Annotated in this window: 16 protein-coding genes; 12 read left to right on the forward strand and 4 right to left on the reverse strand. The window is 55.7% G+C overall.

The features are described from left to right. Positions 1–245: 245 nt before the first annotated feature. The 7 genes from HOV93_RS13545 to HOV93_RS13575 all read left to right on the forward strand — a co-directional run bounded on the left by HOV93_RS13545 (position 246) and on the right by HOV93_RS13575 (position 14,644). Positions 246–2,009: an Nramp family divalent metal transporter gene (locus HOV93_RS13545; protein WP_207397041.1), complete on the forward strand. Its 1,764-nt coding sequence runs from the start codon at positions 246–248 to the stop codon at positions 2,007–2,009. Positions 2,010–2,155: 146 nt separating this feature from the next. After that, on the forward strand, positions 2,156–3,328 hold the full coding sequence (locus HOV93_RS13550; protein ID WP_207397042.1) for a glycosyltransferase family 4 protein: 1,173 nt from the start codon (positions 2,156–2,158) through the stop codon (positions 3,326–3,328). A 113-nt stretch (positions 3,329–3,441) separates the two neighbouring features. After that, a complete protein-coding gene (locus tag HOV93_RS26415; RefSeq protein ID WP_207397043.1) occupies positions 3,442–6,270 on the forward strand; it encodes a PD-(D/E)XK nuclease family protein in 2,829 nt (942 codons plus the stop codon). Beyond that, a complete protein-coding gene (locus HOV93_RS13560) occupies positions 6,267–9,431 on the forward strand; it encodes a UvrD-helicase domain-containing protein (RefSeq protein ID WP_207397044.1) in 3,165 nt (1,054 codons plus the stop codon). The genes HOV93_RS26415 and HOV93_RS13560 overlap by 4 nt, the downstream gene beginning before the upstream one ends. Beyond that, positions 9,428–10,687: a metallophosphoesterase family protein gene (locus HOV93_RS13565; RefSeq protein ID WP_207397045.1), complete on the forward strand. Its 1,260-nt coding sequence runs from the start codon at positions 9,428–9,430 to the stop codon at positions 10,685–10,687. Before HOV93_RS13560 ends, HOV93_RS13565 begins: the two co-directional genes overlap by 4 nt. Beyond that, a complete protein-coding gene (locus tag HOV93_RS13570) occupies positions 10,684–14,229 on the forward strand; it encodes an AAA family ATPase (RefSeq protein WP_207397046.1) in 3,546 nt (1,181 codons plus the stop codon). The genes HOV93_RS13565 and HOV93_RS13570 overlap by 4 nt, the downstream gene beginning before the upstream one ends. 1 nt (position 14,230) lies before the next feature. Then, positions 14,231–14,644 (forward strand): gamma-glutamylcyclotransferase family protein, encoded by a 414-nt coding sequence (locus HOV93_RS13575; RefSeq protein ID WP_207397047.1) that lies wholly within the window; start codon positions 14,231–14,233, stop codon positions 14,642–14,644. Here HOV93_RS13575 and HOV93_RS13580 read toward each other — a convergent pair. The 3 genes from HOV93_RS13580 to HOV93_RS13590 form a co-directional block, all read right to left on the reverse strand. Further along, the gene (locus tag HOV93_RS13580) at positions 14,629–15,651 is read right to left on the reverse strand and encodes a helix-turn-helix transcriptional regulator (RefSeq protein ID WP_207397048.1); all 1,023 of its coding nucleotides are present in this window, start codon (positions 15,649–15,651) and stop codon (positions 14,629–14,631) included. The two genes, HOV93_RS13575 and HOV93_RS13580, sit on opposite strands and share 16 nt — an antisense overlap. A gap of 188 nt (positions 15,652–15,839) precedes the next feature. After that, the gene (locus tag HOV93_RS13585; protein WP_207397049.1) at positions 15,840–17,225 is read right to left on the reverse strand and encodes an excinuclease ABC subunit UvrC; all 1,386 of its coding nucleotides are present in this window, start codon (positions 17,223–17,225) and stop codon (positions 15,840–15,842) included. A 212-nt stretch (positions 17,226–17,437) separates the two neighbouring features. Next, positions 17,438–17,926 (reverse strand): ArsR/SmtB family transcription factor, encoded by a 489-nt coding sequence (locus HOV93_RS13590; RefSeq protein WP_235990314.1) that lies wholly within the window; start codon positions 17,924–17,926, stop codon positions 17,438–17,440. 573 nt (positions 17,927–18,499) lie between these two features. Here HOV93_RS13590 and HOV93_RS13595 point away from each other — a divergent pair. From HOV93_RS13595 to HOV93_RS13615, 5 genes are read left to right on the forward strand one after another with little or no spacing between them, the layout of a single operon-like run. Next, on the forward strand, positions 18,500–20,416 hold the full coding sequence (locus HOV93_RS13595) for a peptide ABC transporter substrate-binding protein (protein ID WP_207397050.1): 1,917 nt from the start codon (positions 18,500–18,502) through the stop codon (positions 20,414–20,416). Continuing rightward, a complete protein-coding gene (locus HOV93_RS13600) occupies positions 20,413–21,336 on the forward strand; it encodes an ABC transporter permease (protein WP_315853407.1) in 924 nt (307 codons plus the stop codon). Before HOV93_RS13595 ends, HOV93_RS13600 begins: the two co-directional genes overlap by 4 nt. A gap of 24 nt (positions 21,337–21,360) precedes the next feature. Continuing rightward, positions 21,361–22,533, forward strand: coding sequence for an ABC transporter permease (locus HOV93_RS13605; protein ID WP_235990316.1), 1,173 nt, complete (start codon positions 21,361–21,363; stop codon positions 22,531–22,533). Between the two features lie 10 nt (positions 22,534–22,543). After that, on the forward strand, positions 22,544–23,602 hold the full coding sequence (locus HOV93_RS13610) for an ABC transporter ATP-binding protein (RefSeq protein ID WP_207397051.1): 1,059 nt from the start codon (positions 22,544–22,546) through the stop codon (positions 23,600–23,602). Between the two features lie 24 nt (positions 23,603–23,626). Then, complete coding sequence (locus tag HOV93_RS13615) at positions 23,627–24,646, forward strand: ABC transporter ATP-binding protein (RefSeq protein WP_207397052.1); 1,020 nt, start codon at positions 23,627–23,629, stop codon at positions 24,644–24,646. On the opposite strand, the gene HOV93_RS13620 is transcribed toward HOV93_RS13615, so the two are convergent. Next, positions 24,643–25,098 (reverse strand): hypothetical protein, encoded by a 456-nt coding sequence (locus HOV93_RS13620; RefSeq protein ID WP_207397053.1) that lies wholly within the window; start codon positions 25,096–25,098, stop codon positions 24,643–24,645. The two genes, HOV93_RS13615 and HOV93_RS13620, sit on opposite strands and share 4 nt — an antisense overlap. Between the last annotated feature and the right edge of the window lie 8 nt (positions 25,099–25,106).

A 25,106-nucleotide genomic window follows, 5' to 3' on the forward strand; every position in this document is an offset into this window, starting at 1 on the left:
AGGACCAATCCTCTCGAGCAGGCCAACGGTATCAGCTCGATAGGACCGTGGAATAAAGATCTTCGCGGAACGCTCTAGCTTGATTCCGTAGAAACACTCTTCGCCACCAACCGCAGAATCTCTTCACGCGGATGCCGTTGTCGGGCTTGGAAACTTCTTTTCAAGCCTGTCAAAATGGGGTAGTTTGTACCCCGATCTCTTCCAACATGCCCTGGGACCCCATCCCCTCACCTCGTTTGCCCCACATGAGCGATGTACCTGCACCGTCTGGTCCCCCGCCAGACGATCACCCGATCGACGATATTACCACCACCGTCGAGCCGCCAACGACCTTCTTCTCCACGCTTTCCTGGCTCGGTCCAGGGCTGATCGTGGCCGGCTCTATCGTTGGGTCAGGCGAACTGATCGCCACCACCAAAACGGGCGCCGAGGCTGGCTTCACGCTGCTTTGGCTCATCATTCTCGGTTGCGTGATCAAGGTGTTCGTGCAAGTAGAATTCGGCCGGTATACCATCACCTCGGGAAAAACGGCCCTGACCGGCCTGAATGAACTTCCCGGCCCGGCTATCTCGTTCAAGGCCTGGGGCAAGCCGTACCGCGTGAACTGGCTGATGGTCTACTGGCTGCTGATGACGTTGGCCAGCCTGGCACAACTAGGCGGTATTGTGGGAAGCGTCGGCCAGGCGCTTCAAATCAGCATTCCTCTGACGGAAAAGGGGCGAATATTCAACGAATTCGCCAAATCGCAAGCCGACATTCAAGTTCAAGAAACGCTCGTCAGGTTGGCCTCGCAGCGCGGTGACGAGCAAGCCCAACAGGCCGCCGAGACTCGCATCGCGGAACTAGAAGCGGCTCAGGGCGATCAATCCCTACGCTACCTAAGTCTCCGCCGGCTCGTTCAGACAGAACAAGTCAATCTTGCTGAAGCATCCAACGATTCGTCCGTACAACAGATCGAGAGTCGCATTCATGATGCTCGCCTCGAAATGGGTCGCATCAAGTCCTCGGTGGCAAGCATCGACGACAAAATCTGGGCAGGCGTCATCGCAATTTTCACCTCGGCGCTGCTTTACCTGGGTCGGTATCACTTTATTCAGAACTTCTCGACGGTCTTGGTAGCCGGGTTTACCCTTGTCACGATCGGTAATTTGTGTGCCTTGCAGTTCACGCCGGAATGGGCCATTTCTGGAAGCGAAGTTCTCAAGGGGCTGAGCTTCAGCCTGCCCGATGCTTCAATCGCCGGTACGACGCCGGTGATCACGGCCCTGGCAACCTTCGGCATCATCGGTGTCGGTGCGGCCGAGTTGATCGCTTATCCTTATTGGTGTGTCGAGAAAGGGTATGCCCGATTCACCGGCAAACGGGACGACAGCGATAGCTGGGCTCGCCGGGCTACCGGCTGGCTAAAGGTCATGCAATGGGACTCGTGGGGCTCGATGCTGGTTTACACGTTTGCGACCATTGCGTTTTACCTGCTGGGTGCCGCGATTCTCGGAAGAACCGGCATGAATCCCGAGAGCACGGAATTGATCCGCACGCTCAGTGTGATGTACGAACCGGTCTTCGGCTCGGTGGCACCCACGCTGTTTTTGTTTGGCGCGTTTGCCGTTCTCTATTCCACGTTCTTTGTCGCCAACGCTGGCCATGCTCGGGTCGATGCCGACGGGGTGCGACTGTTCGGGCTCATTGCCCCTACCGATCGCGCGTTGCACCGTACGGTTTCTGCGTTCAACATCGCGTTCCCGCTTTTCTGCTTCATGGTCTATACCTTTATCCCCAAGCCGGCTCAGTTAGTGCTGCTCAGTGGTGTTATGCAAGCGATCATGCTGCCGATGCTTTCCTTTGCGGCACTCTATTATCGCTATCGACGTATCGACCCCCGACTTCGCCCCGGTATCTGGTGGGACATTGGTTTATGGACGTCGTCGTTCGGAATGCTGATCGCCGGTGGCTATCTCTTCTATGCGAAGCTTCCCGAAATTGGCGCGATGGTGGGGATAAGCTACTAACGGACATCACCGATCATTCGGCTGCAAAATCGTTACAACCGGTGTGCCAGACATAGCAAACTACCCTCTCCGCGCAATTGAGTGCGACGTGTCCTGAGGCAAGAACCTACGTTTGAGAAACAGCACTCAAGCGTAAAGGTCCTGACATGTCGCAAGCGGCGATCCCCACTGAAGTCACACAACTTGTCACACCAGCGAAGACTGACGTACCTGTCAAGCTCGCCAAGGTCGTGCATGTCATCAATGGCGAGCACTACTCGGGTGCCGAACGGGTACAAGACTTGCTAGGCAAATGTCTTCCCCAGTTCGGCTATGAAGCCAGCTTCGTTTGCGTGAAGCCTGGCAAGTTTGCCGAAGCACGAGCGGCCGATCAGTGTCCTATCTTCGACCTTCCCATGCGACACCGGTTCGACCTGTGGCAGGCCAAGAATCTGGCCGACCGGGTCAAAGAGGAACAATTCAGCGTGATCCATGCCCATACGCCCCGAACGGCGATGCTGGCCATGGGAGCGTCTTACCTGACCGGTGTCCCATTTGTTTATCACGTGCATAGTCCGACTTCACGCGACTCGACACGTCCATGGCAGAACTGGGTCAATCAGAAGATCGAGCAGACCGCCATTGCGAAGGCATCGCAGCTGGTTTGCGTTTCCAACAGCCTGGCCGGTCATATGCGTAGCCTCGGCGTGGGCGACAACCGCCTGTCGATCGTGCATAACGGTGTGCCACAATGGACCGAAGTTCCTGAGCGTGAGCTTCCTAGTGGTACCTGGACACTGGGTACGGTGGCCCTATTCCGACCACGTAAAGGACTGGAAGTCTTGCTCGATGCGATGGCCGACCTACAAGAGCGAGGGCATCTGATTCGCCTACGCGCCGTGGGCCCTTTCGAGACGCCTGAATACGAAGCCACCATCCTCGAACGCGTACGACAGCTGAAGCTGGAAGATGCAATCGACTGGGTTGGCTTTACCCGCGACGTCAATGCTCAGTTTTCTCAAATGGACCTGTTTGTTCTTCCTAGCCTCTTTGGCGAAGGCCTGCCGATGGTGGTCCTCGAGTCGATGGCAGCCGGTACCCCGGTCGTCGCCACCGACGTGGAAGGGGTCACCGAAGCGATCACTGACGGCCAAAGCGGCATTATCGCCAAGCCCAACGATGCCCAACACCTGGCCCAGCGGATCGAGGCCGTATTAACCGGCCGAGAAGACTGGCGTCAAATCCGCACAACGGCCCTTGCTCGCCACGCAGAGTACTTCTCAGACGTGGCAATGGCCCGGGGTGTCGCTGGCGTTTACGACCAGATTCTCGATAAATAGTTCGTCCAACCGAGCCGCGTGACCGAACGTGTCACGCAGGGATACGAAGTTAGAGATAGTTGCCGTTTACGTTAGGTGACTTCACCTCAGGACCGAGGAGAGGTATCCTACCTGTGGCACGTTCCCTACCTTCCCCCATGGACGGCTCGATGGTGATTTCTCGCGAATTTGTAACCTGGGACCGCCCCATCCTCCATTCGGCGGCCGATTGGCTGATCCGATCGGCTACGGTCTCTCCTGAAAATCTTCCACTGGTCGATCTTTCTCACTGCCTGGTCGTGGTGCCGGGCGGACTGGCAGGACGACGCTTAGTGGAACTGCTCGTCCAAAAGGTCGAACACGACGGACGGTCGCTGATTCCGCCGGTCGTCATTACCGTCGGCCAACTGCCGGAACACCTCTACGAAGCCAAGCTGCCGTTCGCGTCGGAGTTGACCCAGCAATTTGCCTGGGGTGAAACGCTGCGAGCGTTTGGCAACGATCAGCTCAAGCCGCTAATTCCCTTTCCGCCAGATGCCAACGACCTGGGCACATGGCGCGACTATGGCGATTCAGTGCGGCGAGTTTACCGAGAACTCGTTTCCGACGCGTTCGACTTCTCGGAGGTCGCTCAGAAAGCCCACTCGCTGGAAGACTTCACCGAACAACCACGGTGGGACGTTCTGGCGAAACTTCAAAGCGCCTACCTGGCACGACTCGACACGCTGCAAATGTGGGACAAGCAGTCCGCGCGGCTCTATGCGATTAAGCAAGACGAATGCCACAGCGATTCGCATATCGTTCTTCTCGCAACGGTCGACCTCAATCGTGCGACACGGCAGATGCTCGATCAGGTAGCCGGCAAAGGGGGCAAAGTCACCGCGATTGTGGGTGCCCCGGATAGCTGGTCCGATCACTTCGACGAACATGGCTGCCTGGTTGCCGATGCCTGGACGGATGAAGCAATCGAACTCGACTGGAAATCGGTCGCTATTGTCGACGGTCCGACACAACAAGCTGACGAAGCCGTCGGAGCAATTGCCTCGGTCGCTAAAAAGTACACGGCCAAGGATATTATCGTCGGCCTACCGGACGAACACCTGCTGGGCGAGGTCCGTCGCATCTTCGGCCAGCACGGCCTCAAGTGCCGTTTCGGGCCTGGACGTTCGGTCGTCAGCACCCTTCCCTTTCGCTTGATCGAGACCATCATCGAGCTCTCGCAGACGCGGCAATACAACGCCTTGGCAGCCGCCCTGCGTCATCCCGACTTGTTTCAGACGCTGACGTTCGCCCAGCCTGGCATCGAGAAGCTCGACAACTGGTTCAACAAACGCCTGCCGGACGTGATCGACAACTCGATACAAAATGAAGAAGTATCGCAGGCCGTTGGCAAACTCAACGAACTTGCCGCGCCGTTTGTCGGCGAGAAACGATCGCTGCCGGAGTGGGCCGATCAGGTTCGAATGCTGCTCTTGGCGGTGTACGGATCGCAGACCATCGACCTCGACACCGAGGCCAATTTCCAACTGGCCCGCCCGCTGCAAGCCGTGAACGAAGCCATGACGCAGTGGAATGATATCCCTGAGACGCTCTCGCAAGCGTTCGGTGCGTCAGAGATGCTGCGTGTACTCAAGAGCCAGCTAAGCTCGTCGATGATTCCTGCCGAGCACGATGCCGAGGCGATCGAAGCGTTGGGCTGGCTGGAACTTCCCTTGATGGATGCCCCGGTCTGCGTTGTCACCAGCTTTAACGATGGCCTCATTCCTAGTGCGAATACGGCTGACTTGTTCCTGCCCAACTCGCTGCGAAACCTACTCGGGCTGGAAGACGATTCGATTCGTTATGCCCGTGATGCCTATCAGGTCCAAGCCATCCAACACTCGCGAGAGGTCGTTAAATGGATCGTTCCCAAACGTAGTGCCGACGGCGACCCCCTGGCACCAAGTCGCCTTTTGTTCACCGGCAGTACGAATGATTTGGCCAACCGCGTGCACAAGTTTTTCGGCACGCCAGAGGATCCCCAGAACCAAGCCAAGCAGCCTGGCCAAGACGCCCAAGACCATCAGCAACGAATCGCGATCCCCGTGCCCGATTCGCTGGAGGTCGTCGAGATGCCTGCCTGGGACCGTTTCTCGGCAACCCGAATCAACCAGTATCTGAAATGCCCCTACCGCTTCTACTTGAAGTACGTCCTCCGGCTTCGGGGCGAAGATGATTCAAGCACGGAGCTCGATGGCGGAGCGTTCGGAAACCTGGCTCACGATACACTCCAGGCATTCGGCACCAGCGACCTGAAAGGCTCGGCAGACGAAAAGGTCATTTTCGACTTCCTATCGGCCGAGCTAAGCGATCTGGCAGCCAAACGCTACGGCAAGAGCCCCCTGGCAACGATCAAGCTTCAGATCGAACAATTGCGTCTACGTTTAAGGGCGTTCGCTGCCGGTCAGGCACAGCATCGCCAAGATGGCTGGATCATTCATCGCTGCGAAGCAGAAGTCGCCGGGCCCTATCCAACCATCTTGGTCGACGGCAACGAAATTGAGCTGGAAGGTCGCATCGACCGAATCGACCATCATCCCGAATCAGGGCAATGGGCCGTGTGGGATTACAAAACCGGCGACAGCACCGGCGATCCTGAAAAAGATCATCAAATCGGACCTCGCAATGACAAGAAGTGGGTCAGTGTCCAACTTCCCTTCTACCGTCACCTGGTGAAAAGCGTGGGTGTGCGGGGAGAAGTTTCGCTCGGCTATATCACGCTGCCTAAGCTTGGGGAAGAAGTCCGTTTCCGCGAGGCCAAATGGGGTGAGAGCGATCTGGACGAAGCCGATGCCACGATCGTTCAAGCCATTCAAGATATCCGCGCCGGAAAGTTCTTCCCGCCGGGCGATGTCCGCTATGAAGACGAATTCTCGCGTATTTGCCAAGATACCGTTCTCGGAAAATGGGAGCCTGCCCAATGAGCCCCAATGCAACTCCCTTTCCCAACACGCTGATTCGCGCCTCGGCCGGAAGCGGCAAGACCTTCCGGCTCTCGAGTCGGTACTTGGGCATTGTCGCCCATAGCGGTCGGCCGGACGAGATCCTAGCGACTACCTTCACGCGGAAAGCAGCTGGAGAGATTCTCGATCGCATCATGATGCGTCTGGCCCTTGCCGCGATTGACCCGAAAAAGCTGAACGAACTCAACGGCTCTCTGGAAGGTACCCCGCTTACGCAAGCAGACTGCCTACGCTCGCTGCATAAAATTCCGCAGCAGATGCATCGTCTGCAGGTCAAAACCTTGGACAGTCATTTCATCCGGCTTGCTCAATGCTTCAGCTTTGAATTGGGCCTGCCGCCCGACTGGACGATCATCGACGACGTCGACGACCAACGCCTGCGCATGGATGCCGTGAACCGCGTCCTCGCGCACCCGGAAACGAACGAAGTCATTCAGCTACTGCACTTGCTGAGCAAAGGAAGCTCGGAACGGAGCGTCTCGCGGTTGGTCATGAATGTGGTCAACGATTTGTATGGCGTCTATCTCGAGTCAGACGAAAGCTCGTGGCAGGTGCTTTCCGTGGCGGCTGCTCCGAAGGATAAGGATGTAGAAGACGCCATCGAATTTCTCGACAGCTATCCGCCCGATCAAAAGGCCCTGAAGAAAGCGATGGTGGCCGACGTCGAGCGATTTCGGGCGCAGCTTTGGGCAAAGTTCCTAGATACCGGTCTTCCGCCCAAGATCATCGCTGGCGCAGACACCTACAGCCGCAAACCCATTCCTGACGACGTGGCCCGCGTTTATCACACGCTTGTGCGTTACGTTCACAGTATCTTGATCGGCCGCACCATCGATCAGAATCGCGGTGCCTACCAACTGCTGGATCGTTTTCATACGCACTACGAACGTCTCAAGTGGCAGCAGCGGGGGTATCGCTTTGAAGACGTGACGCGACGCCTGAGCGACGCTTTGGAAAACAGCGCCGACATTCAAAATCAGTTTCGCCTGGACCGCAAGATCGAGCATCTCTTGCTCGACGAATTCCAAGACACCTCGCCGGTACAGTGGGATGTCATTCGCCCTGTCGCCCAGAAGATCGCCACCCAGCCGAAGGACCGCTCGATCTTGTGCGTCGGCGATATGAAACAAGCCATCTATGCCTGGCGCGGAGGTGTCGCCGAAATCTTCGATGCCGTTCAAAATACGCTTCCCGGGATCAACCCCGAGGACATGGATAAAAGCTACCGCTCGTCACCGCTGATCATGGAGACAGTAAACCACATCTTCGGCAAGCTTGGCGATTTTCCCGCCGCAGGCAAACTACGCAATGGGATCGATCACTGGCTCAAATTCTTTCATCCGCACGAGACGGCCCGTCAAGAATTGCCGGGGCATGTCACGTTAGAGTCCGCTCCACTGGACATCGAAGGGAAACCTTGCGACGACCAAGTCATAGCCCTGACGGCCAAGCGTGTGGCCGAACTTCATCGTGAAGCTCCGCATATTTCGATTGGCGTTCTCGTTCGGCGCAATGCGACAATCGCGTCGATGATCTATCTTCTGCGCGAACTCAATGTGATGGCCAGTGAAGAAGGGGGAAACCCGCTCACCGATTCTGCGGCGGTGCAGCTTATGTTGTCCCTTATGGAATGGATCGATCATCCCGGCAATACGGCGGCCCGCTTTCATGTCGCCCAGTCGCCGTTGGCCGTGTTGGTGGGATCCTCGACGCAAACGGAATCACAGTGGGAAGAGGTCGCGAACGATCTCCGGCGCGAACTGCTCGTCGATGGCTATGGTGCCGCGATTAGTCGCTGGGCCAAATTACTGCACCCCGAGTGCACACCGCGTGAACTGCGACGGTTGGAACAACTCGAGCGGTTGGCCTTCGCCTATCAAGGGAAAGCCACTCTTCGCAGCCAAGACTTCGTGCAATTCATTCAATCGCAGCGAGTGGGCGATTCGTCGAGCGCCGCGGTCCGGGTGATGAATATACACCAGTCTAAGGGCCTGGAATTCGACGCCGTCTTTCTGCCTGAACTCGACAGCCGGATTCCTCCGCAAGCCGATAGCTTCGTGCTTCGTCGTGACGAACATATCGGACCGATCAGCGGTGTCACCCATTACGTATCGGAATCGCTACAGCCGATGTTGCCAGAGGCCGTTCAAGCGATCTTCGAAGAGACGCAGCAAAAGAATGTGGTCGAGTCGCTATGTGTGCTGTACGTCGCCCTGACCCGCGCTGTGCATGCGCTGCACATGGTCATCAAGCCGCGTCCCATGCCCAAGTCTGGTGGCGATGGCCCGTCCAAGTCGTTCTCGGGAATCATACTCAATGGCCTGATCAACGCCCCCTACCCTGTCGAGAATCAGGTGCTCTACCAAAGCGGCGACGCCATGTGGTATGAGTCGACTAAGCAGCAGCCAGAGAACCTCGATACGGCTCAGGCTGCCGCCGAGGTGCGGACTGCCATTCAACTCAAACCGGCCCAGAAGGATGCCCTCGGCGAATTCGTTTCGCCATCGTCACTTGAAGGGGGGCGCATGCGGCGGGTCAAGGACTTGCTCAAGCAGCAAGTCGTGACAGCTGGAATGCAGTACGGTTCGGCCATGCATCACTGGATGGAATCGGTCGAGTGGAGTGAAACGTTTGTAGTACAACGAGAGCAGATGATCGCCTCGGCCCGTTCTCAGTTCGGCGAGTTTTCCGATGCAAGCGCCTTCGAGAAATTTCAATCGATCTTAGAATCTGGCTCAGCCACAGCACTCCTTAACAAAAGCCAGTACCTGGCCAATGCCTGGTGGCCTGAGGCAAGTTCAGCGGATGTATTAAGCGTTCATCGCGAGTTCCCCTTTGCGATCACGCACGAAGGTTCGGTCCTGCGGGGATCGATTGACCGGCTGGTTCTGGTACAACGTGAGGGTCAGGTAATTGCCGCCGACGTGATCGATTTCAAAACCGATTCCTTCGAGAACGAGTCCGCGATGAAGGACAAAGTCGCTCATTACCGACCCCAGGTAAACGCCTATCGCCAAGCGGTTGCCCAGATCTTCAAGCTCCCCATCTCTGCTATTCGTGCTGCGTTACTTTTCGTGCACGGACCGAAAATCGTCGCCTGGCAAGAGAAAGAGAACCAATGACGAAATTCATTCACACGGCCGATCTACATATCGACAGCCCACTGCGAGGCCTTGCCGTACGGGACGAAGCAATGATGCGTCGCGTGCAGCGAGCAACCCGTACCGCACTCGAACGCATCGTCGACCTGGCCATTGAGCAGCAGGTAGCGTTCGTTTTGATCGCTGGCGATCTGTTCGACGGCGATTGGAAAGACATGCACTCTGGGCAGTGGGTTGCGGGTCAATTCCGCCGCCTGGCCGATGCAGACATTGGGGTCTATTACATTCGTGGAAACCACGACGCCGTCAGTCAGATTCAGCGCAAGATACGCTGGCCCGAAAACGTCGTCGAACTACCGCACGACAAGCCCATCACGATTGCATTGGAAGACATCGGGATTGCCATCCACGGCCAAGGCTTTGCCGACCGGGAAGTGATGATCGACCTGGCAGCCAAGTACCCTCAGCGTGTTAACGGGATGTTCAACGTGGGCATGCTGCACACAAGCCTGACCGGCAGCGAACATCACGACACCTACGCCCCCACCACCATCGAAACGCTCCGCAGCCGCGGTTACGACTACTGGGCCCTGGGGCATATCCATCTGCGAAACGCAGAGCCACTGAGCACCGAACCATACGTCACCTATAGTGGCAACCCTCAAGGGCGACACATTCGCGAGCCTGGCGCCAAAGGCTGCTTGCTGGCCGAGCTTGAAGGCGAATCGCTCAAGCAGGTCACCTTTCATCCGACCGACTCCCTACGTTGGCAGGAACTGGTTCTCGACGTCTCCCAGGAGACGTCACTCGAAGGTGTCTTGGCCCAGGCACGTACGGCAATTCAAGCCGGTCACGATCAGCATCAAGGGCTCGGGTCCGCATTCCGTCTCACTTTCTGCGGCGCGACAAAAGTTCACCAGCAATTGTCCGACCTCATCAAACGCAATGAAGTCTTGCTAGAAATTCATAACGCCGCCGAAGCGATTGACGACGAAATTTGGATCGAGCGAGTTCGCATCGACACGAGACCCCAGTCGCAGGTTTCGCTGCAAAACACTCACGACCTGTGGGGTTCGATCTCGCAGCAATTCGACCGCGTTCAAGCCGATGCCGATGCGATCAAACAGCTAGAAACTCTCGTTAAACCGGTTCTCGACAAAGTGAGTGCCCAACACATCTCGCTGAGCGACGAAGGCACCTTAGACGAGCGTCTGCCAGAGTGGATCACGGCAGCCGAAGAACTTCTCCGTAGTCGATTGGGGGCGAAAAGCGAATGAAATTACGCCATCTAGAACTGGAACACTACGGCATTCACGTCGAACAAAGCTTTGCTTTTGAGCCCCATAGCCTGCAGATTGTCTATGGCCGCAACGAGGCCGGTAAGTCGACGCTACTGCAAGCGGTACGCGAGCTGTTGTTCGGATTCCAGCACGCCAAAAGCAATCCGTTTGCGCCCGATTCGACCAAGAAGAAGATGAAGGCCGCCGCTCAGCTGACAATGTCCAGCGGAGCCGATCTGCAAATCGTTCGCCGTCAAGGGAACAAGAACACCTTGTCCGGCACTCACCAAGATGAAGAGATTGACGATGTCCGCTGGAAGCAACTGATCAGCGGAGCCGACCAGCGACTGTACGAGCACGTCTTCGGGTTTTCCCTGAAGGAACTCGCCACCGGCGAAGAGAGCCTGAAAGAAGCCAACCTGGACGAAGCCCTTTTTGGTGGTGGCCTCGGTCGACTGCACGACTATAAAGAACTACTTAAAAACATCGAAGAAGAGACCGAAAGTCTTTTCAAAAGCCGCGGTCAAAAACAGAAGATCAATTCGATCCTGGCAGACATCCGAACCCTCAAAACGGAACTCAAACAATCGACGCTTCGTCCCACCGAGTACGAGCAGTGGCTCACCGAAGCCCGCCGCTGCGAAGAAGAACTGACTCGGCTGAGTACGACCCTAGATCGTGTTTATCGCAAGCAGCAACACCTAGACCGTCTCCGAAAAGCACATCCCCTGTGGATTCAGCGGCAAGCCAAGCAGCAGCAACTGTCCAAGCTGGAAGCCCCGCAATCGTTTCCGGCCGATGCGCTCGAAGAGCTTTCGCAAACACGACGTCAATCGACGAAGCTGTCGTCGGAAGTCGAAGCTCTGACGCACGACCTGAAGCAACTAGAACAAGAGATCGCAGCGATTGAGTTTAATTCGCAAGTCATCGAATCTAGCGAAGCGATCCGGTCTTTGTTGTTCGGAATTAAAGAAGTCCAAGGGTATCGCCGCGATATTCCGCTCCGCAAACAAGATCGACAACGCGATCTCGACGAAACGCATGCGATACTTCGGAGTATCGATCCCAAACTTCAGTTCGATCAGATCGCGAAGTTTGAACTTACCCTTACGCAGCGAAACAAAATCAAGCAGCTCACCAAGACATACCAGAAGTTAACGACTGAAATCGAGTCGCATACGCCGGAGGTCGAACGGCTTGATCGCGAAATCCAAGAGATTGAATCGGCCCTAAAAGATATTCCCCAGCATTCTTCAGAGTTCATCGAACGACTTCAAACCAGTGTGGACCCGCTGCGTCAAACGATTGCCCGTCGAGCAGAAATGGCTGCTCACGTTCGCAAGTTAAAAGCCCAAATCGAGCAGCGACGTCTGCCGATCGACGCGATCGCTGGCCGTCAGCTCGACCTCACCCACCCTCTGGCTCTGCCACTGGAGCCCACAATAGCCCGCTACGAGACAGAGCTTCAATCGCTGGCCGAACAGATTCGTGCTGCGGAAGTTTCCGTCCGTGAGACTTCCGACGAATTAGGGACCAAGAATGACGAACTGCGGCGGCTGGAGCAGAGTGCCCGACTAGTCTCGGAGGAAGAACTTCATTCGGCCCGAAACGAGCGTGATCAATCGTGGCAGGCTCTGCGTGCCCAGTTACTCGGTGCAGAAGAGTCTCCCGTGCCAGCAGAAACTTCATCGCAGACCGATGCGTTCGATCAGCAACTAGTGCAGACCGACAAATTGGCGGACGAACGATATCATCATGCCCAGATCCTGGCCGACCAGCAGGCAATTCAAGCCGGTATCCGTTCGCTCGAAGAACGCCTGGCAGTACGCGAAAAGCACCTTGCTCAGCTGACGGCCAGCCGTCAGGAAGTGTGGCAGGCCTGGTCCGCCGAATGGCAGCCCGTGGAGCTGACTCCTAAATCTCCGCCAGAGATGTTACCTTGGCGAACGACCTATTTGACGCTGGTCGAGACGCAGTCCGAGATTTCACAGACCCACAAAGAGATAGCCAGCGCCGATCGCCACATCGAAGCGACGATTCAACTGCTGCACGAGCAAGATCTCGTGGCGTCCGATATTTCGCCTGAGGAAGCTGCGATCTGGCTCGAGGCATTCCTCAAACGTGCCCAGGCCGATCAGCAACGTCGCGAGCAGCGAGAGCATCGGCGAGAGATGAATCTTGAAAGCCGCAAAAATGCGTTCAGTCAAAACGAGAAACGACAGCAACAACTGGCCGCCATTCAACGTGACGCATCCGAGATTCTTTCCGTCTTTGAAACCATCGGTGGAGTCGACCTGGAAACGGCCGCCGATCTGATTCAGGCCGTCGAGAAGGTACAGGCCAAGTTGGCAAGTAGCGAAGCAATGCAGCAGCGAATCTCTGATATGGAGCAGGGTCTGACGCAGTTCGCAAGTCAAGTCGATACCGTGGTGACGGCGACCGGCGAGCCCCTGGGCGACATGCCCCCGGAAAGCGCCGCTCAGCGATTAGGGACCCTGCTTTCCGAAGCGGAAAATCAGCGTGGACTTCGGAAAGAATTGGAGATCAAGCGGCAAGTCAAATCCGAGTCGCTCGAGAACAGCCAAAAGGAACTAGCCGAAGTCGAGGCACGGCTTTCGCAGTGGCGATCTCAAATCGATGCCGAGACGGACGATCAGTTGGAAGTCGTTTCGCAAATCGTGAAAGAGAAACAAAAACTTGAGCGGGAATTGGCCGAGATCGAGACACAGTTGGCCCTCGTTCGGGAATCGGAACCACTCGAACCATTCCAACAGGCATTAGAGGCGATCGACGTGGATGGCCTCAATCAAGATTTGACCTCGGCAACGAGCGAGCATGCCGAGGCCAAGCAGCAGCAAGAGCAGGTCCATCGACAGCTGGGTGAGTTTGACCTACGTCTGCGAGATGTCGATCAAACCAGCCATGCCGTGATGGCCCAGGGAAAGATCGAAGCCTTGCAGGCCGAGCTTTCCGATTGCCTCGACCGCTTGGGGCCATTGCTGATTGCTCAAGAGATGCTCGACCGCGCGATGAAAGCGTTTCGCGAAGAGAACTCGGGGCAGCTCCTTGCCATCATCAGCCAGCTGATCGAGCAGATGACCGAGGGACGTTACACCAAGGTCGAGCACGACCCCGATCACGAAGGGGGCCTGATCCTGAGTGGGCCCAACGATCTTCGTCGCAAGCCATCGGAGCTGAGTACCGGCACCCGCGAGCAGCTTTACCTGGCCATTCGGCTGGCATACATTCGACATTACTGCGAAGGCGCCGAGCCACTGCCGGTGCTGATGGATGACATTCTGGTCAACTTCGACGATGCTCGCCAAATCGCGACCCTGAAGGTCCTCATGGACTTCGACCCGCAGATTCAGATTATCATGCTGACCTGTCACCAGCCGCTGGTCGACAAAGTACAATCGCTCAACGAGTCGATTCAGGTCACGCGAATCGACGGTCAGCCGATCGTACCGCCCCCGGCAAAAGCGAAAGCCACTCGTAAGAAGTCGTCCGAAAAGTCCTCAACGCCAAGCTTGTTTTAATATGCCTAACGAACTGGTTGCTTTTTTTGCCTACGGAACCCTGATGCGGGGCGAGGTCCGCGAGAACTCTTGGCCTTGTCGCCCGGTGGCAGTACTGCGTGGATCAACGCCGGGCTCGCTGTGGCAAGTTGCCGATTATCCCGGGCTCAAGCTAGAGGGAGAGACACGCGTCGTCGGCGAGATCTGGCTCTTCTCGTCGAAGCAGGAAGAACGCTTGCTGGAAGTACTCGACGACGTCGAAGGCTACCCGACGCTGTATACCCGGGAAGTCGTCGAATGCGAAACCTTGGATGGCCAGGCGATCACGGCAACCACGTACGTATTCAACAAACCAATTCTGCCGACCTATGCCGAAGTTCCGGCCGATGCCCAAGGCATGGTTCACTGGACCGGCAACTCTCAGCGTTTCGAGTAGACCTCGGCCATCTTTTCGACGCGTGTCTTGATGGCTTCGCGAGTCGACTTGGGCGCTAACACCTCGGCTTCCGGCCCCAACGCAAGCACGCGAGGAATGATCTCAAGCTCGTGTGCTGCCTTGACCGTCAAGGTAATACTGCCATCTTCATGCTGCTCGACTTTTTGTTCAGCATGCCATGGGTCTTCGACCACCCAACTTGCCGCTGCCGCGGTGACCTTAATTTTGAAGTCCATCGGTTCGTGGGCCGCAAAAATACCAATCGACCCGCCCAGGTGCTCTTCCAGGTCAAAATCTTTCGGCACTTTGAAGTAGTCGTCGGTGACTTCAGCTTTCTTAAAGCGATCGAGTTTCCAGTGCCGAATTCGATTGGGATCGTCCTCTGACAACTCGTTGGCGGCCGCTACGATGTAAATACTTCCCTGGTGAAAAACGATACCATACGGTTCGAGCCGCCGACCGCTGGGCGACGGTTGTCCTGGCTTCTGATAAGCGACTTCGACAATACGATGCTGATGAATTGCACGATTCAGATTTTTGAGCGTCCCTTCCTGGGCAGAGTAATTCTTCGCTGACAGGCCGGTCACGTATAGGACCTGGCGATACTTCCGATAATGCTCCCATGTCCCTTCGGGAAGTTGCTCTTGAATCTTCGTCCAGAACGACTCGACCCCCACCCAAAACGGAGTTCCAGATAGCGGCAACAGCAGATCGCGTCCCAAGGATAAGGCAATCAACTCGGTCGCTGTGGCGGTGATTTTATGCATCCCGCGGCCACTCGCTCCGAGCTTCCAAACACGCCCACGCCCCGAATCGTGCACGTCGAGATCGAGCCCAGCGGCTTGCAACGATTCAATATCGCGGCGCACGGTTCGCGTATGCAACGAAGAAAGTCCCAGTTCATCGACCAGCGCATCGCGGATCTCTTCCAGCAGGCATCCGTAGCGATAACGCTCGAGAATTTGCAAGATCTTGTGCTGACGAATGAGTTGCTCGTTGCGTGCCATCGTGAATGCCTCCATGCCGGATAGGTGACGCGGAAGCCCAAGTGTAACCAACGACTTCGCACGATGCTATTGTTCCACTATCGTCCCTTCGCCCCTTGGGGAAAGGAATAGGGTGAGGGGCGATCTGGGGACCCGCTTCTCACCCCTTACCCTAGCCCTCTCTCTTGGGAAGGGAGAGGGAACACAATTTATCGGTCGAACGTTCGTTTGTCTCTTAGCAGGTGATGGTAATGCTGGGCGAAGCGGTGTGACTCGTCGCGAACGTATTGCAATAGTCGCAAAGCGAACGAGTGCCGACTAAGTCGAATGGGTTCGCTTTGGCCGGGACGGTAGATTTCCTCTTCGCGTTTGGCCAGCGAAATCACCGTCGGCGGTTCGATCTTTAAATCACGAAAAGCCGCCATGGCCGCGTTGAGCTGTCCCTTGCCACCATCAATCAGCAGAATGTCTGGGAAGACCTCCGAACTATCGCTCAGCCGTTTGAAGCGACGGGCCACGACCTCGTGAATACTACGGAAGTCGTCGACACCCTCGACGCCGCGAATCTTATAACGTCGATAACCGTGCTTGAACGGTAACCCGTCGAGAAACTGCACCAGACTGGCCACCGTGTCACTTCCGCCCAGGTGAGCGATATCGACCCCTTCAATCGTGCGAGGAGTTTCCGCCAGGCCCAAGACCTTGCGCAGACCGGCCAGGCCCTTCTTGGGATCGACGTAAAAGACTTCCGGCTGAGCATGCGTTTCCAGCTCGCCCCGTTCATCGAGTCGCTCGAGCATCGTGATCTCGTCGCGAAGTTTGCCCGCCTTTTCAAATTCAAGGTTCTTGGAAGCTTCCTGCATTTCGTCTTGGAGTTGCTTCAACAGCCGCGTACGGTTGCCCTCTAAAAACATTTGCAGGCGGCGGATGTCTTTGCGGTACTCTTCCTTGCTGATACGAAGATTGCAGGGAGCCGTGCACTGATCGATACTGGCCAAAAGACATGGACGAAACCACTTCCAACGCTCGTCGTTTTCGTCGATGTCGAGGTCGCAGGTGCGAAACTTGAAGATGCGCTGCAGGACTTGAATCGCTCCACGCAGTGCCCCCGCACTGGCAAAGGGTCCGTACAGCTTGGCGTTTTTATCTTTAGGCTCGCGGGTAAACTCGACACGGGGGAAGTCTTCCCGCTGCGAAATCATGAGATAGGGAAACGTTTTGTCATCTTTTTGCTCTTTGTTGTACTTCGGCTGGACATCTTTGATCAGCCGCGATTCCACGAGCAATGCGTCGACTTCGCTTTCCGTCTCTAAATAGTCCGCATCGGCGATTTCGTTGACCCAGTACCCGGTCCGCTGATCGACTGCCGCTTCGGCCAGAAAATAGCTGCTAGCACGCGAGCGGAGACTCTTGGCCTTGCCGACATAGATCACGCGGCCCTTGTCGTCTTTAAAGATGTAAACGCCGGAAGTGGTCGGAAATTTACGAACCTTGTCCGCTGTGACCGTAAACGCAACGTGTTCGGCTGGCTTTCCTGAGGAAGGGGTCGCTTCGGGCGATTGGGCAGGCTGCGGGCCGTCGAGATTCTCTGCCATGATCCTAGGGGGCTAAGGTGTACAAGATTCCATCATTGGAATTCTAACCCTTACCCGAACTTTTGGCAGTACAAACAACTGCATTTGATAGCAGTTATAGGAACGAAGCGACGTTTCGCTCGTTGATTCTGTGGCAAGAACAAAAAAAGAAGGCTACCTGGGACACGATCAGATAGCCTTCTTGCGAGCCTCATCTTGATGAGTGAGGGTCTTTAGTCGACAGCGGCGACTGCCTGGGGTTCGGTTTCCAGGCGTACCATGGCTTCACCGAAGTCGATCTTGTCGTCTTCCAGACCAGGTACTTTGCGAAATAACACTTCTGCGAAGCGTCCGAACTGTTCGGGCATAACGCGATAGAAATTATTCTTACCGTCGCGTCGCGATTCGATCAGTCCACAGGTTTTCAGCAGGGCCAAGTGATGGCTGACTGCCGGCTGGCTTTGATCAAGCAAATCGCACAGCGATCGAACATTCAGTTCGCCTGCTTGCAGCAGGAAGCTGAGGATCTTCAGCCGAGTTTCATCGGCTAACAGCTTAAAGAGCTGGACGAGTTGACGAGCAACGTCTTCGCCCAAGGGTTCGTAAGGGGAAACTTCCTTGCCAGATCCTTCCGGCGTGGAAACGTGCGAGGGACTCTCGTTTTCTGAGTAGTACCCTTTGGACATCGCGTGTCCATTGGCTGGAGTAGCCAAGAACATCATGGCAGATCTTCTCCGTGTTAGTAAGGCTTGGGCCCCTACTGAAAAGTTAAGTTAACTGGCCCTAAAGTGGATAAGTCACGCCCTGAGAGATAGCTTGACGCGGCCAATGCTTAACTCTCGCTCGCCCTATCGACGTAACGGAGAAAGGCAGGTTCCAACGAAGACGCGTAAAGTTCAATCGAATGACGTTGAGCAAACCCAATTGCTAGTAGGTGAACCAAGCGCTAACGGCTCTCATACTGCAATCGAGCCTCGCCCCAACCTACGGATGATCGGGCAAGGCGGTTCGCTCATTCCCGGAGTATCGGACAATTCACACAAAACTGCAACATTTCAATCGAAAACAGCACGTCAACATTGCGCATTTCTAGCGGACTGGTCGGTTTGAGATCAGCATATCGTCATCTCTTGCGGAATTTGATACGATCAGAAACTTGGGTGACGACTCACCCCACATACCACTGCCGATGGCCCATATGAGTGAGAAATCACCGAATGAAATGGTCAATACGAGGATTATTTCCTTACGTCTTCCCTCTAATCTTCGTAGTCGCTCTCTTTTCCGCGCTTCGGATGGGGTCCATCCCCCCCGCTGAATTCACTTTTTCTAACGGGACCGAGCCGCAAACGGTTGATCCGGCCAAGAGTACCGGTGCCCCGGAAGGGCGGATCATCAACGCTATCTTCGAGGGGCTCTACCGGAAGATGCCCGATCCGAATGACCCCAACGACATGATCCCCATGCCTGGGATGGCCAAGTCGCACGAAGTCTCGGACGACCTCAAGACATACACCTTTCACATGCGTGAAGGAGCCAAGTGGACCAACGGCGAGCCGGTAACGGCCCACGACTGGGATTTCTCGTGGATGCGTTTCTTGCATCCGGAATCGGGCACCCAGTACGGGTATCAACTGTGGTACATCAAGAACGCCAAACGCTATACGACCGGCGATATCCAGCCAGGCGACCGTGTCGAAGTTGAATTGGCCGATCGCAAGGATAGCGCCCAGATGTTTCCCCGCGGCACGATGGTCTCGGGCATCCTGAAAAAAGTTGATACCTACCCGGAAGGATCGTCGAAAGAAACAAGTGACGGAGGTCATGGCGAAGAAGAGGCATCTTACAAAGTATTCACCGTCGACTGTGTGCCTGAGAAAGATGGCGTACCGCAGTGGGATGGAGAAACAACCCAGCGTGTCTTCTATCAATCGGGCATCCCTCAATCCTTCTTAGCGAAACATCCCCAAGCCGAACAAGCAAGGCACGTACTGCTGCACTTCAGCGAAGTAGGGATCAAAGCACCTGACGAGAAGACATTAGTCATCGAGCTGGAATCGCCGACACCGTACTTTCTGGAACTCGCTTCATTCTATCCGATGTATGCGGTCAATCGAACATGCATCGAAACGTTTGGTTACCCCGACTGGACCAAGCCTGAGAACATTGTGACGTGTGGCCCATATCATATTCAGGAACGCCGTATCCGCGACCGGATCCGCTTAGCCAAAAGCCCAACCTACTGGAACGCCGATGAAGTAGAGCTGGAAACGATCGATGCACTCGCCGTTCAGTCGAATACAACTCAGCTGAACATGTACATGAGCGGCCAGATGGACTGGGCGACCGATATCCCGAACTCCGTCTTAGACGACCTAAAAGAGTTGGACAAAGAGAAAAAGGAAGAACCTGGACGCGAGAAAGAACGCAACGATCTACTGATCGCCCCGATGCTTTCCACCTACTTCTACCGCGTCAACACGGCCCGGCCGCCGCTAGATAACCCCAAGGTACGTCAGGCCCTGAACCTGGCGATCAACAAGCAAGAAATCGTGGATTTCGTTACCCGTGGCGGGCAAATTCCGGCAGGCTCTCTGGTTCCCCCTGGGATTACCGGATATGAAGGTCCGCCCACCGAGTCCTACGATCCCGAGCGTGCCAGGGCACTCTTGAAGGAGGCGATGGGCGACAAAAAGATGCGTCCGATCCAAATCCTTTACAACACCTCGGAAGGGCACAAGCAGATCGCCGAAGTGATTCAGCAGCAGTGGAAGCGCAATCTGCACATCGACGTGCAACTACGAAACGTCGAATGGGGTGTCTATCTTACGACAGTCCGCGAGATGGACTACGACGTAGCCAGGGCAGGTTGGATTGGTGATTATCCTGATCCCAATACCTTCCTCGATATGTTCGTTACCGGCGGCGAGAATAACGAGACCGGCTGGAGCAATCAAGAGTACGACGACCTCATCGAATCGGCACGCAGTGAAGCCAATCCCGAAAAGCGTTTTGCCATGCTTCGCGAAGCGGAAAAGATCCTCGTCGATGAGATGCCGATTTTGCCTATCTACTTCTACGTTTCGATCAACATGGTGCGACCGTACGTGAAGAATTTTTATCCCAACTTGCAGGATCTCCATCCCCTGCACATCCTCGATATTGACGAAGAACAACGCGAAAAGATTCGCGAGTGGGAGGGTTTGGAGTGATTTACTTTTTGGCCAAGCGGCTATTGTGGTTGGTGATCACCTTGTGGGTTGTCTTCACGATTAGCTTCTTTTTGATGTGGACCGTCTCTCCGGAAGGCGCGCTCTTAAGTGAGCGGCAACTTCCCGAGGCCATTAAGCAAAACCTGGAAGAGTACTACGGCTTAGATAAGCCGCTCTTGACGCGGTACTTCAACACGATGGGCAATTATCTGACACTTAACCCTGGCCCTAGCATGAAGCTGATCGATAAATCGGTCTTCGAGATCGTCTCGGAAGGTCTTCCGATCTCGATTGCGCTCGGGCTGCTCGGTCTTAGCTTTGCCATGCTGATTGGCTTCTCAACCGGAATTGTTTCGGCCTTAAAAAGACAATCGGTAATCGATGTTACCTTCCGCATGATCGCTACGCTCGGGATTGCAATTCCCAACTTTGTGTTGGCGGGCTTTGCAATCATTATCTTTGTGTTCGGACTGAATTGGTTTCCTGCCGCTGGCTGGGGACGCCCGATCAACTTGGTGCTGCCGTCGCTTTGCCTGGCGGCTCCCTTCGCGGCGTATATCTCGCGACTGACGCGAACCGGAATGTTGGAAGTGCTTGGGCAAGACTACATTCGCACGGCCTATGCCAAAGGACTGATGCCGACGACGGTGGTGCTGAAGCATGCGTTTCGCGGGGCGATTCTGCCGGTAGTTTCCTTTTTGGGACCGGCCACCGCAGGCATTCTCACCGGCTCGCTTGTGCTCGAACGCATCTTTTTCATACCTGGGCTGGGAAGTCACTTCATCGAGGCTGTTCAGCAGAAAGATCATCCCGTCAGCCTGGCCGTGGTGATGATTTATACGTTTCTGTTGTTCTCGATGAATACGTTGGTCGACCTCTCGTATGGTTTGATCGATCCTCGCGTCAAGTTGAACAAGTAATTCCTCGCTGCGAAGGCCAAAGCCTTGGATTCCCTTAATAAGCACGACCCCTACGCCGACGCGTTGCCCCCGATCGAAAAGTATCAGGCAATGTACAACGAGGCGCGAAACATCCGCGGGATCTCGCTGTGGCAAGATGCCTGGCGCCGACTTCGCCGCGACTGGGTTTCGATGACGGCACTCAGCTTCCTTGTGCTCTTGGCCCTGGCAGCCATCTTTACTCCCCTGTTTCCGTTGCAATCGCCGAGAGAACAAGATCTAGCTAATCGCTTGGCCTTGCCGCCGGAGTTTCATTCGAAGACCAAGCAGGCCAATGCCGAAGGCGAGAAAGAAACCGTTCCGGTCAGCTTGCACCTGCAGGACCTCGAAGGGGAAGAATTCGACCGCCGCGTCGGAGAGTTGTGGACCGACCCGACCGGTTTCGACCTCTTGCTTTTGAACACTCGTCTTGTAATCTTCGGTGACTATTGCCTGCCTAGCCTATGCGGCACCGACCTGCTGGGGCGTGACTTGCTGTCCCGTTTATTCTATGGGGCTCGGGTCTCGTTGATTGTGGGGCTGGTCGCCACGCTGGTTTCGCTCATCATCGGTGTCAGCTATGGGGCAATCGCTGGCTACTCAGGCGGAATGGTCGACGACCTCATGATGCGAATCGTCGACATCATGTATTCCGTGCCGTTCATTTTCCTGGTGCTGTTTCTGATTACGATCCTCAGCGAAGACGAAGTCAAAAAGTGGCTCGAAAGTTACGGCATCAGCCGCATTGTCATTTTGTATATCGTGATTGGGGCCGTGTACTGGCTGACGATGGCCCGCGTGGTGCGTGGCCAGATCATCAGTTTGAAGAACGAGCAATTCGTCGACGCCGCAAAAACCGTCGGGGCCAGCGGACTACGAATCGTCTTTCTGCACCTGGTGCCCAACGTCATGAGCATCGTGATCGTCTACCTGACGCTGACCATTCCGGCGGTGATGCTGTTCGAGGCGTTCCTGTCGTTTTTGGGCCTAGGCGTCGAAGCTCCGGCGGTTAGTTGGGGCGTGCTGTCCGAGGAAGGCCTCCGCGTGATCACGCCGGTGAAGATCTACTGGTGGTTGGTTGTGTTCCCGGCCTTGGCCTTGGCATCGACGTTGTACTCCTTGAACTTCCTGGGTGACGGACTGCGTGACGCGCTCGACCCGCGAATGAAGAATCGATAAGGGTAACTTTGTGACTGTAGAAACGACGAGTGCCTCGAACGAAACCAAGCCTTCCGGCACCGGCAAAGTGCTGCTGGAAGTACGCGACTTGGCCGTCGAGTTCCGCACCGACGATGGGACATTCAAAGCGGTTCGTGGAGTCAACTTTGATCTACGGGCCGGCGAAACGCTGGGTATCGTGGGCGAGTCCGGCTCCGGCAAGTCGGTAACCAACCTGGCCATGCTGGGCTTGATTCCTCAACCTCCTGGAAAGATCACCAGCGGGTCGGCCATGTATAATGGCCAAGACCTGTTGAAGATGAGCAACAAGGAACTCGCGACGATCCGTGGGAACCGCATTGCGATGATCTTCCAGGACCCGATGACCACGCTCAATCCTTTTCTCACCATCGACGAACAGCTGACCGAGGTCACGCGAAAACATCTAGGGCTATCGTATGACGAGGCGTTAGATCGCGCGATCGAAATGCTGGAAAAGGTAGGCATCCCCGGAGCCAGCCGCCGCGTCTTTAATTATCCCCACGAGTTCTCTGGCGGGATGCGTCAACGCGTGGTGATTGCGATGGCCCTTTCGTGCGATCCCGAAATCCTGATCGCAGACGAACCTTCGACCGCATTAGACGTCACCATTCAGGCCCAAATATTGGAACTGATGCAACAGTTGCAGCAGGAACACAATACGGCGATCGTCATGATCACACACGACCTGGGTGTGATCGCCAATATGGCCACCGACGTGTTGGTCATGTACGCCGGCCGTAAGGTCGAGCAGGCCAAAGTTCACGACCTGTTCGCCGATCCGCGCCATCCTTACACGCTGGGACTTCTCAATTCGATTCCACGGATCGATGAAGAAGTGGGAGCCGAGCTCTCACCAGTCAAGGGTCAGCCGCCAGACATGAGCGAAAATATTCCCGGCTGTTCGTTCTATCCGCGGTGTCCGTATCACATCGATGATTGCCTGAAGATCGATCCGCCGCTCGTCCAAGTAGGAACCGGTACCCTGCACGCGTGCATTCGCGACGTTACCCAGATTGATCCACCGGTTTCCCCGACTGCCACCAACTAACGTCTTAGCCCAGTTGCTGCATCCATGTCACAAGTAATAGACGCCTCTCCGGTTCTTGAAGTCCGCGACCTGAAAGTTCACTTTCCGGTTCGTCGCGGCAAGTGGTTTGCGTCCCAGACAGAATACGTCCGGGCCGTCGATGGCGTATCGTTTGACGTGAAACCAGGCGAAACGTTCGGCTTGGTGGGGGAAAGTGGGTGCGGTAAATCGACCACGGCCAGGGCGATCATGAACCTGGTCAAGCCAACCGCCGGAACCATTCACCTCAACGGCCAGCGAATCGATGATCTCTCACCGGCGTCGATGCGGCATCATCGCAGCGACTTGCAGATGATCTTTCAAGATCCCTATGCCTCGCTCAATCCACGCATGACGGTGGGCACTATTATTGGCGAGCCCCTTTCGATCTTTGGGTTGAAGTCTGGCCTTGATCGAAAACTGGAAGTCATGCGACTGATGGATGTCGTTGGGCTCAATCCACGGTTTATCAATCGTTATCCGCACGAGTTCTCGGGTGGGCAGCGACAACGTATTGGAATTGCCAGGGCTCTCGCCGCACGCCCCAAAGTGATTGTTTGCGACGAACCTATTTCCGCGCTTGACGTTTCGATTCAGGCCCAGGTCATCAATCTGTTAATGGACCTGCAGCAGAAGCTAGGGGTGGCGTACGTCTTTATCGCCCACGACCTGAGCGTCGTCCGGCATATCTCGCACCGAATTGGTGTGATGTATTTGGGACGAATCGTCGAGCTCTCCCAGTCGCAAGAGCTTTTTCAGCGTCCGATGCATCCGTACACCCAAGCACTGCTGTCCGCGATTCCTGTGCCTGATCCCGATATCGAACGCAAACGCAAACGGATCGTGCTGCAAGGAGAAGTGCCTTCGCCGGATACGTTTTACCCCGGTTGCCCTTTTGCCGATCGCTGCCCAATCGTGCAGCCTGAGAAATGCACGGCGAGTCCGCCACCGCTCGAAGGAACACCCCATCCTGCGGCATGCTTCTTCGCCGGAGAAATGTCGATCGAGGGTTCCGCAAAGAGCTAACCGGCTGCGGACTTAGATTTAGAGATGTCGTCGGCCATCTTCACAATCGACGAGCCGGTACGCAGTCGTCTCGATTCCATATAGAAACGCACGATCGCTTCGACTTCGGGTTTCAAACTGCGGCACGCAAGATCAATCGAGGCAAATCCGGCCAGCGGGGAATCGTCTTGCGTCAGGTAAAGAATGACGCCTTGCTCGTGGGGCTCGAAGCGGGCAATTTCTCGCCATGGTGTCTTACGGCTTCCGAGAAACGAATTCTGAATGATTCCACGCGGGCCGAGGTCGATCCGGACCGGAACAAACATTTTCCAAGTTGCCGTCAGACAAGCTAGCACGACCACCAGCGATACCCAGACCGCAACCGTTCCGGAATAGGTCAGAAACGCCAGCGCGATCAGCAACAAGACCGTCGTCCCCTGGGCGATATGGTCATCACGAATGGGTAGACGCACCAAGGATA

Origin of the sequence: Bremerella alba, from assembly GCF_013618625.1 — a bacterium.
Taxonomy (GTDB): Bacteria; Planctomycetota; Planctomycetia; order Pirellulales; family Pirellulaceae; genus Bremerella; species Bremerella alba.

What these genes read in the sequence shown, in the direction of transcription:
- HOV93_RS13545 (WP_207397041.1), top strand. Translation starts at nt 246, where the DNA reads ATGAGCGATGTACCTGCACCGTCTGGTCCCCCGCCAGACGATCACCCG.
- HOV93_RS13550 (WP_207397042.1), top strand. Translation starts at nt 2,156, where the DNA reads ATGTCGCAAGCGGCGATCCCCACTGAAGTCACACAACTTGTCACACCA.
- HOV93_RS13560 (WP_207397044.1), top strand. Translation starts at nt 6,267, where the DNA reads ATGAGCCCCAATGCAACTCCCTTTCCCAACACGCTGATTCGCGCCTCG.
- HOV93_RS13565 (WP_207397045.1), top strand. Translation starts at nt 9,428, where the DNA reads ATGACGAAATTCATTCACACGGCCGATCTACATATCGACAGCCCACTG.
- HOV93_RS13570 (WP_207397046.1), top strand. Translation starts at nt 10,684, where the DNA reads ATGAAATTACGCCATCTAGAACTGGAACACTACGGCATTCACGTCGAA.
- HOV93_RS13575 (WP_207397047.1), top strand. Translation starts at nt 14,231, where the DNA reads ATGCCTAACGAACTGGTTGCTTTTTTTGCCTACGGAACCCTGATGCGG.
- HOV93_RS13580 (WP_207397048.1), bottom strand. Translation starts at nt 15,651, where the DNA reads ATGGCACGCAACGAGCAACTCATTCGTCAGCACAAGATCTTGCAAATT.
- HOV93_RS13585 (WP_207397049.1), bottom strand. Translation starts at nt 17,225, where the DNA reads ATGGCAGAGAATCTCGACGGCCCGCAGCCTGCCCAATCGCCCGAAGCG.
- HOV93_RS13590 (WP_235990314.1), bottom strand. Translation starts at nt 17,926, where the DNA reads ATGATGTTCTTGGCTACTCCAGCCAATGGACACGCGATGTCCAAAGGG.
- HOV93_RS13595 (WP_207397050.1), top strand. Translation starts at nt 18,500, where the DNA reads ATGGGGTCCATCCCCCCCGCTGAATTCACTTTTTCTAACGGGACCGAG.
- HOV93_RS13615 (WP_207397052.1), top strand. Translation starts at nt 23,627, where the DNA reads ATGTCACAAGTAATAGACGCCTCTCCGGTTCTTGAAGTCCGCGACCTG.